This window comes from Streptococcus sp. 10824, assembly GCF_013276595.1.
In the GTDB taxonomy this organism is placed as follows: domain Bacteria; phylum Bacillota; class Bacilli; order Lactobacillales; family Streptococcaceae; genus Streptococcus; species Streptococcus pseudopneumoniae.
In genome coordinates this window covers 1-7,500 of sequence record NZ_VMLH01000005.1, presented here as the reverse complement: position 1 = coordinate 7,500, position 7,500 = coordinate 1, and the positions used below count along the sequence as shown (strand labels likewise).

Below are 7,500 nucleotides of genomic sequence, written 5' to 3'. Positions count from 1 at the left end.
ACCCAAGTCCGGCTGAAGGGAACGGTCTTGAAAACCGTCAGGCGTGTAAAAGCGTGCGTGGGTTCGAATCCCACATCCTCCTTTTATATTAACGCGGGATGGAGCAGCTCGGTAGCTCGTCGGGCTCATAACCCGAAGGTCGTAGGTTCAAATCCTGCTCCCGCAATAAGGCTCGGTAGCTCAGTTGGTAGAGCAATGGATTGAAGCTCCATGTGTCGGCGGTTCGATTCCGTCTCGCGCCATTTATATATTTTGGAAGGGTAGCGAAGAGGCTAAACGCGGCGGACTGTAAATCCGCTCCTTCGGGTTCGGGGGTTCGAATCCCTCCCCTTCCATTTTACGGGCATAGTTTAAAGGTAGAACTAAGGTCTCCAAAACCTTCAGTGTGGGTTCAATTCCTACTGCCCGTGTTAATAGAATTATGGCGGGTGTGGTGAAGTGGTTAACACACCAGATTGTGGCTCTGGCATGCGTGGGTTCGATCCCCATCACTCGCCTATTTTATATTATTGGGGTATAGCCAAGCGGTAAGGCAAGGGACTTTGACTCCCTCATGCGTTGGTTCGAATCCAGCTACCCCAGTTACTATTTGCCGGCGTGGCGGAATTGGCAGACGCGCTGGACTCAAAATCCAGTGTCCGCAAGGACGTGCCGGTTCGACCCCGGCCGCCGGTATAGTATAGCGTTAGGAACGTAGTTAATCTTCGTTCCTTTTTTGTATTATTTTTGGTATAATAGTAGTTATTCAAATTTTATTTAGATTAAGAAAGTGTAGGGGAGTATGTCTTGTTCTATCGATTTATTAAAACATCGGTATTTGAAAAATATTAAAGAAAATCCTGAATTGTTTGTCGGAATTGAGTTGGAGTATCCTGTTGCAAGTTTAGAAGGGGATGCTACAGATGTTGAAGTTATAAAGGATCTATTTCATTATTTAGTTTCTACTTTGGATCTCACCGTAGCAAAGGTAGATGATTTTGGCAATCTGATCCAGTTAGTAGATCCGATAAGTCAGGATGCTATTTTGTTTGAAGTTTCCTATACTACGATTGAATTTGCGTTTGGTAAGGTTAAAGAGATTCAAGAGGTAGAGAATCGTTTTAATAATTATATGAATGTAATTCAGAGAAAATTAAGTGAATCAAATCATGCTATTGTTGGCTGTGGCATTCATCCTAACTGGGATAAGAATGAGAACTGTCCAGTGGCTTATCCACGCTATCAGATGTTGATGGATTATTTGAATTTGAGTAGAAATATTATTAAATCAGATTTACATCATTTCCCTGAATATGGTACTTTTATCTGTGGGAGCCAGGTTCAGCTGGATATTTCAAAAACCAACTACTTGCGGGTGATTAATGCTTTTACTCAAATTGAAGCGGCTAAGGCTTATGTATTTGCCAATTCTGAGTTTACAGGTGCGGATTGGGATACAAAAATTTCAAGGGACATCTTCTGGGAAGAATCGATGCATGGCATCTATCCAGAGAATGTTGGGGTTAATACTAGACTTTTTGATGATGAAGATGATTTTTTTGACTATCTCGATCATTCTGCGATTTTTACTGCGGAACGTGATGGACAAACCTATTATTTTTATCCCATTCAGGCTAGGGACTATTTGGCTACATCTGAAATCCAAGCATATGCTCTTAATGGGGATGAGATTCTTATTTACCCTCAAGAGAAGGATTTTGAAACTCATCGTAGTTACCAGTACCAAGACTTAACGACTCGAGGAACAGTTGAGTTTCGTAGTGTGTGTACTCAGCCTCTAGATAAAACCTTCGCTTCTGCTGCCTTTCACTTGGGATTATTAGTTAATTTAGATAAGTTAGAAGCTTACTTAGAAACAGCACCTTTCTTTAAAGAATTTGGGCGAAATTATAAATTTTTAAGACGACAATTTTCTAAGAAAAAGCTTACAGATCAGGAAGAAACTGCGATTATTGGATTTTCCAAAGACTTACTCCTGCTAGCCGAGGAAGGACTGAAGATGAGAAATAAGAAAGAAATGACCTACCTACAGCCTTTGAAAGAAGAATTGAGCCTATAATTTCTCTTACTAAAGGGAGAATTTTCTGAAAAATCATGATATAATGGAAGAGACTATAGATAAAGGATAGAGAGTAATGACATTAGTTTATCAATCAACGCGTGATGCCAACAATACAGTAACTGCTAGCCAAGCTATTTTGCAAGGTTTGGCGACGGACGGCGGTTTGTTTACACCGGTTACTTATCCAAAGGTAGATTTGGACTTTGACAAATTGAAAGCTGCTTCTTATCAGGAAGTTGCTAAGATTGTTTTGTCAGCATTTTTAGATGACTTTACAGCTGAAGAGTTGGACTACTGTATCAACAATGCCTACGATAGTAAATTTGATACTCCAGCTATAGCGCCTTTGGTGAAATTAGACGGTCAATACAATTTGGAACTGTTCCATGGTTCAACGATTGCCTTTAAGGATATGGCCTTGTCTATTTTGCCATACTTTATGACAACAGCTGCTAAGAAGCATGGTTTGGTGAACAAGATTGTCATCTTAACAGCGACATCTGGTGACACGGGGAAAGCTGCTATGGCGGGGTTTGCGGATGTGCCTGGTACTGAGATTATTGTCTTTTATCCAAAGGATGGTGTCAGCAAGGTACAAGAGTTGCAAATGACCACTCAGACTGGTGGTAATACTCATGTTATCGCAATAGATGGTAACTTTGATGATGCCCAAACAAATGTGAAGCATATGTTTAACGATGGGGCTCTTCGTGAAAGATTAGCGGCCAACAAGTTGCAATTTTCATCTGCAAACTCTATGAACATTGGTCGTCTGGTGCCACAGATTGTTTATTATGTTTATGCCTATGCTCAGTTGGTTAAGACTGGTGAGATTGTGGCTGGTGATAAGGTCAACTTCACAGTACCAACAGGAAACTTTGGAAATATCTTGGCTGCCTTTTATGCTAAGCAAATTGGTCTCCCAGTTGGCAAATTGATCTGTGCTTCAAATGACAACAATGTTTTGACAGACTTTTTCAAGACACGTGTTTACGATAAGAAACGTGAGTTTAAGGTAACAACTAGTCCATCTATGGATATTTTGGTGTCTTCAAACTTGGAGCGCTTGATTTTCCATCTTTTGGGTAATGATGCTGAAAAGACTGCTGAACTCATGAATGCCTTGAACACGCAAGGACAATATGAGTTGACAGATTTTGATGCAGAGATTCTTGATCTCTTTGCGGCTGAATATGCGACTGAGGAAGAAACTGCAGCAGAAATCAAACGTGTTTATGAGTCAGATTCTTATATCGAGGATCCACATACGGCGGTTGCCTCAGCAGTTTATAAAAAATACCAAGCGGCTACTGGGGATGCGACTAAGACAGTGATTGCTTCAACAGCTAGTCCATACAAGTTCCCAGTGGTTGTAGTAGAAGCTGTGACTGGAAAATCAGGGCTTGGCGACTTTGAAGCCTTGGCTCAATTACATGATATTTCAGGAGTGGCAGTGCCGCCAGCAGTTGATGGGCTTGAAACAGCTCCTGTTCGTCACAAGACAACAGTGGCAGCTACTGACATGCAAGCAGCGGTTGAGGCTTATCTAGGACTTTAAGACAGAGGGAGTAAACTCGGTTGGGAAACCAACTGAGTTTCTTTTCATCAGGAGGAGAGATTGTTTAAGAAAAATAAAGATATTCTTAATATTGCCTTACCAGCTATGGGTGAAAACTTTTTGCAGATGCTCATGGGAATGGCGGACAGTTACTTGGTAGCCCACTTGGGCTTGATAGCTATTTCGGGTGTATCAGTAGCTGGCAATATTATCACGATTTACCAGGCGATTTTCATCGCTCTGGGAGCTGCTATTTCCAGTGTTATTTCAAAAAGTTTGGGGCAGAAGGATCAATCTATGCTAGCCTATCATGTGACTGAGGCGTTGAAGATTACCTTACTCTTAAGTTTCCTTTTAGGATTTTTGTCCATCTTCGCTGGGAAAGAGATGATAGGACTATTGGGAACGGAGAGGGCTGTAGCTGAGAGTGGTGGACTGTATCTATCTTTGGTAGGCGGATCGATTGTTCTCTTGGGCTTGATGACCAGTCTTGGTTCCTTGATTCGTGCAACGCATAATCCACGTTTGCCCCTCTATGTTAGTTTTTTATCCAATGCCTTGAATATTCTCTTTTCCAGTCTAGCTATTTTTGTACTGGATATGGGGATAGCGGGTGTTGCTTGGGGGACTATTCTGTCTCGTTTGGTTGGTCTTGTGATTTTGTGGTCGCAATTAAAGCTGCCTTTTGAGAAACCGATTTTTGGTTTAGATAAGGAACTATTGACCCTAGCTTTGCCAGCAGCTGGAGAGCGGCTTATGATGCGGGCTGGTGATGTCGTGATCATTGCCTTGGTCGTTTCTTTTGGAACGGAGGCAGTGGCTGGAAATGCAGTCGGAGAAGTCTTGACCCAGTTTAACTATATGCCTGCCTTTGGCGTAGCTACGGCAACGGTCATGATAGTGGCCCGAGCAGTTGGGGAGGATAATTGGAAAAAAGTGGCTAATTTAAGCAAGCGAACTTTTTGGCTTTCTCTGATCCTCATGTTACCCTTGACCTTCAGTATCTATGCTTTGGGTATACCACTAACTCATCTCTATACGACTGATTCTCTAGCGGTGGAGGCTAGTGTGCTAGTGACACTTTTTTCACTACTTGGTACTCCTATGACGATAGGAACAGTCATCTATACAGCAGTCTGGCAGGGGTTGGGCAATGCTCGGCTTCCCTTTTATGCGACAAGTATAGGAATGTGGTGTATCCGCATTGGAACAGGATATCTGATGGGGATTGTGCTTGGTTGGGGCTTGTCTGGTATTTGGGCAGGGACTCTCTTGGATAATGGTTTTCGCTGGTTATTTCTACGTTATCGTTACCAGCGTTATATGAGCTTGAAAGGATAGGAAATGCAAAAAACAGCTTTTATTTGGGATTTAGACGGGACTTTATTGGACTCTTACGAAGCGATTTTATCAGGGATTGAGGAGACCTATGCTCAATTTTCTATTCCTTATGATAAGGAGAAGGTGAGAGAGTTTATCCTCAAGTATTCTGTGCAGGATTTGTTGGAGAAAGTTGCGGAAGAGAGAAAGCTGGATGTGGAAATGCTAAATCAGGTGCGTGCACAGAGTCTGGCTGAGAAGAATGCTCAGGTAGTTTTGATGCCAGGTGCGCGTGAGGTGTTGAATTGGGCAGACCAAACAGGAATTCAGCAGTTTGTTTACACTCATAAGGGAGACAATGCTCTTACCATTCTCAGAGACTTGGGTTTGGAATCTTATTTTACAGAGATTTTAACCAGTCAGAGTGGCTTTACGCGGAAGCCAAGTCCAGAAGCGGCTATATATTTGCTAGACAAGTATCAGCTGAATCCTGATAACACCTATTATATAGGGGACCGGACTCTGGATGTGGAATTTGCCCAGAATAGTGGGATTCAAAGTATCAACTTTTTAGAGTCGACTTATGAAGGAAATCACAGGATTCAAGCGTTAGCAGATATTTCCCGTTTTTTTAAGGCTAAGCGATAAAAAGATTGTGTCAGTTTTGTGACAGAGACCTAACAAACTGTTTCAAGTAACAGAGTTTGTTACAAGGAATAGACAGTTCTGTTAAATAGGCCCGAGAGGGCTTTTTTTCTGCATTTTTTGTGTTATCATAGACAGGTACTCATTTGAAAGGAATAGGAAAGAATGAAGAAAAGAATATTATTAGCTTCAACAGTAGCCTTGTCATTTGCCCCAGTATTGGCAACTCAAGCAGAAGAAGTTCTTTGGACTGCACGTAGTGTTGAGCAAATCCAAAATGATTTGACTAAAACGGACAACAAAACAAGTTATACAGTACAGTATGGTGATACCTTGAGCACAATTGCAGAAGCCTTGGGTGTAGATGTCACAGTTCTTGCGAATTTGAATAAAATCACTAATATGGACTTGATTTTCCCAGAAACTGTTTTGACAACGACTGTCAATGAAGTAGAAGAAGTAACGGAAGTTGAAATCCAAACACCCCAAGCAGACTCTAATGAAGAAGTGACAACTGCGACAGCAGATTTGACAACCAATCAAGTGACTGTAGATGATCAAACTGTTCAAGTTGCAGATCTTTCTCAACCAATTGCAGAAGCGCCAAAAGAAGTCTCATCAAATTCAGAAGTTACAGAGACAGTGACTGCTACAGAAGAAGTGACACCATCTACAGGAACTTCTGTCCCAGAGGAGCAAACAGCCGAAACAAGTAGTGCAGTTGCAGAAGCAGCTCCTCAGGCAATGACTCCAGCTGAGAAAGATGAAACTCAAGCAAGCACTCAAGCTGAATCAGCAGTAGAAGCAACTACAACACCAGTAGAAGAAAAAGCTCCTGAAACAACTGCAACAAGTTCAGAAGCAAAAGAAGTAGCATCATCAAATGGAGCTACACCAACAGTTTCTACTTATCAACCAGAAGAGACGAAGATAGTTTCAACAACTTACACAGCTCCAGCTGCGCCTGATTATGCTGGACTTGCAGTAGCGAAATCTGAAAATGCAGGCCTTCAACCACAAACGGCTGCCTTTAAAGAAGAAATTGCCAACTTGTTTGGCATCACATTCTTTAGTGGTTACCGTCCAGGAGACAGTGGAGATCACGGAAAAGGTTTGGCTATTGACTTTATTGTACCAGAAAGCTCAGAACTAGGGGATAAGATTGCGGAATACGCTATTCAAAATATGGCCAGCCGCGGCATTAGTTACATCATCTGGAAACAACGTTTCTATGCTCCATTCGATAGCAAATATGGGCCAGCTAACACTTGGAATCCAATGCCAGACCGCGGTAGTGTGACAGAAAACCACTATGACCATGTTCACGTTTCAATGAATGGATAAACCAGACTTGGTAATATCATTTTGACGAATGAGATCTAGCTTTCGTGATAGGAAGTAGGTCTTGTTCGTTTTTTATTTGTCATACTCTTCGAAAATCTCTTCAAACCACGTCAGTTTTATCTGAAACCTCAAAGCTGTGCTTTGAGCAACCTGCGACTAGCTTTCTAGTTTACTCTTTGATTTTCATTGAGTATCAATTTGAATGGAAGATGGGAAGTTTCTGTCTTGTAATGATTCAAGCAACATTCTTGCAATCTATTTTACTTTATACTCAATTGTTTTCAAAAAGCAACCTTGTCCATTGTCTGCTGACAGTGGACTTTAAAACGCTTTTTTCCAGTCCTTGAATAACTTCTTGAAGCTTATCAATGACGGCTTCCAATGTTTGGAAAGCCTTGTTTTTGAAACCTCGTTTTCGAATTTCTTTCCATACTTGTTCAATAGGGTTCATTTCTGGAGTATAAGGTGGGATAAAAGCTAACTCAATATTACTTGGAATCTCTAAGGTACTTGATTTATGCCATATAGCATTATCCATGACAAGTAAAATATATTCTTCTGTATAAGCTGT

The 7,500-nt window shown here is 41.5% G+C and carries 6 protein-coding genes and 8 tRNA genes (1 of these 14 only partly in view); 13 read left to right on the top strand and 1 reads right to left on the bottom strand.

Annotated features, from left to right (window positions below):
• The 13 genes from HT701_RS00700 to HT701_RS00640 all read left to right on the top strand — a co-directional run.
• Window positions 1–82 (top strand) — tRNA-Ser (locus tag HT701_RS00700); it begins 8 nt to the left of the window's first position.
• A 10-nt stretch (window positions 83–92) separates the two neighbouring features.
• Window positions 93–166, top strand: a tRNA-Met gene (locus HT701_RS00695).
• A gap of 3 nt (window positions 167–169) precedes the next feature.
• Window positions 170–242, top strand: a tRNA-Phe gene (locus HT701_RS00690).
• Window positions 243–254: 12 nt separating this feature from the next.
• Window positions 255–335, top strand: a tRNA-Tyr gene (locus HT701_RS00685).
• A 4-nt stretch (window positions 336–339) separates the two neighbouring features.
• Window positions 340–410, top strand: a tRNA-Trp gene (locus HT701_RS00680).
• Window positions 411–424: 14 nt separating this feature from the next.
• A tRNA-His gene (locus HT701_RS00675) sits at window positions 425–497 on the top strand.
• 13 nt (window positions 498–510) lie between these two features.
• A tRNA-Gln gene (locus tag HT701_RS00670) sits at window positions 511–582 on the top strand.
• 9 nt (window positions 583–591) lie between these two features.
• Window positions 592–675: transfer RNA gene (locus HT701_RS00665), tRNA-Leu, on the top strand.
• A 106-nt stretch (window positions 676–781) separates the two neighbouring features.
• A complete protein-coding gene (locus tag HT701_RS00660) occupies window positions 782–2,059 on the top strand; it encodes a glutamyl-tRNA synthetase (RefSeq protein ID WP_050223658.1) in 1,278 nt (425 codons plus the stop codon).
• Between the two features lie 76 nt (window positions 2,060–2,135).
• Entirely contained in the window at window positions 2,136–3,620 is a 1,485-nt protein-coding gene (thrC, locus tag HT701_RS00655) for a threonine synthase (protein WP_050223657.1), read from the top strand.
• Window positions 3,621–3,680: 60 nt separating this feature from the next.
• Window positions 3,681–4,961 carry an MATE family efflux transporter gene (locus tag HT701_RS00650; protein ID WP_050223656.1) on the top strand — a complete coding sequence of 427 codons (1,281 nt, stop codon included), beginning with the start codon at window positions 3,681–3,683 and terminating at the stop codon, window positions 4,959–4,961.
• 3 nt (window positions 4,962–4,964) lie between these two features.
• The gene (locus HT701_RS00645) at window positions 4,965–5,588 is read left to right on the top strand and encodes an HAD family hydrolase (protein ID WP_050223655.1); all 624 of its coding nucleotides are present in this window, start codon (window positions 4,965–4,967) and stop codon (window positions 5,586–5,588) included.
• A 162-nt stretch (window positions 5,589–5,750) separates the two neighbouring features.
• Window positions 5,751–6,929, top strand: coding sequence for a LysM domain-containing protein (locus tag HT701_RS00640; RefSeq protein ID WP_054393247.1), 1,179 nt, complete (start codon window positions 5,751–5,753; stop codon window positions 6,927–6,929).
• Window positions 6,930–7,200: 271 nt separating this feature from the next.
• On the opposite strand, the gene HT701_RS00635 is transcribed toward HT701_RS00640, so the two are convergent.
• Window positions 7,201–7,500 (bottom strand): transposase (locus HT701_RS00635; RefSeq protein WP_172931092.1); only part of this gene is annotated, 300 nt, incomplete at its 5' end.

Coding starts and splice junctions, on each gene's coding strand:
- HT701_RS00660 (WP_050223658.1), top strand. CDS start 782: ATGTCTTGTTCTATCGATTTATTAAAACATCGGTATTTGAAAAATATT.
- HT701_RS00640 (WP_054393247.1), top strand. CDS start 5,751: ATGAAGAAAAGAATATTATTAGCTTCAACAGTAGCCTTGTCATTTGCC.
- HT701_RS00645 (WP_050223655.1), top strand. CDS start 4,965: ATGCAAAAAACAGCTTTTATTTGGGATTTAGACGGGACTTTATTGGAC.
- thrC (WP_050223657.1), top strand. CDS start 2,136: ATGACATTAGTTTATCAATCAACGCGTGATGCCAACAATACAGTAACT.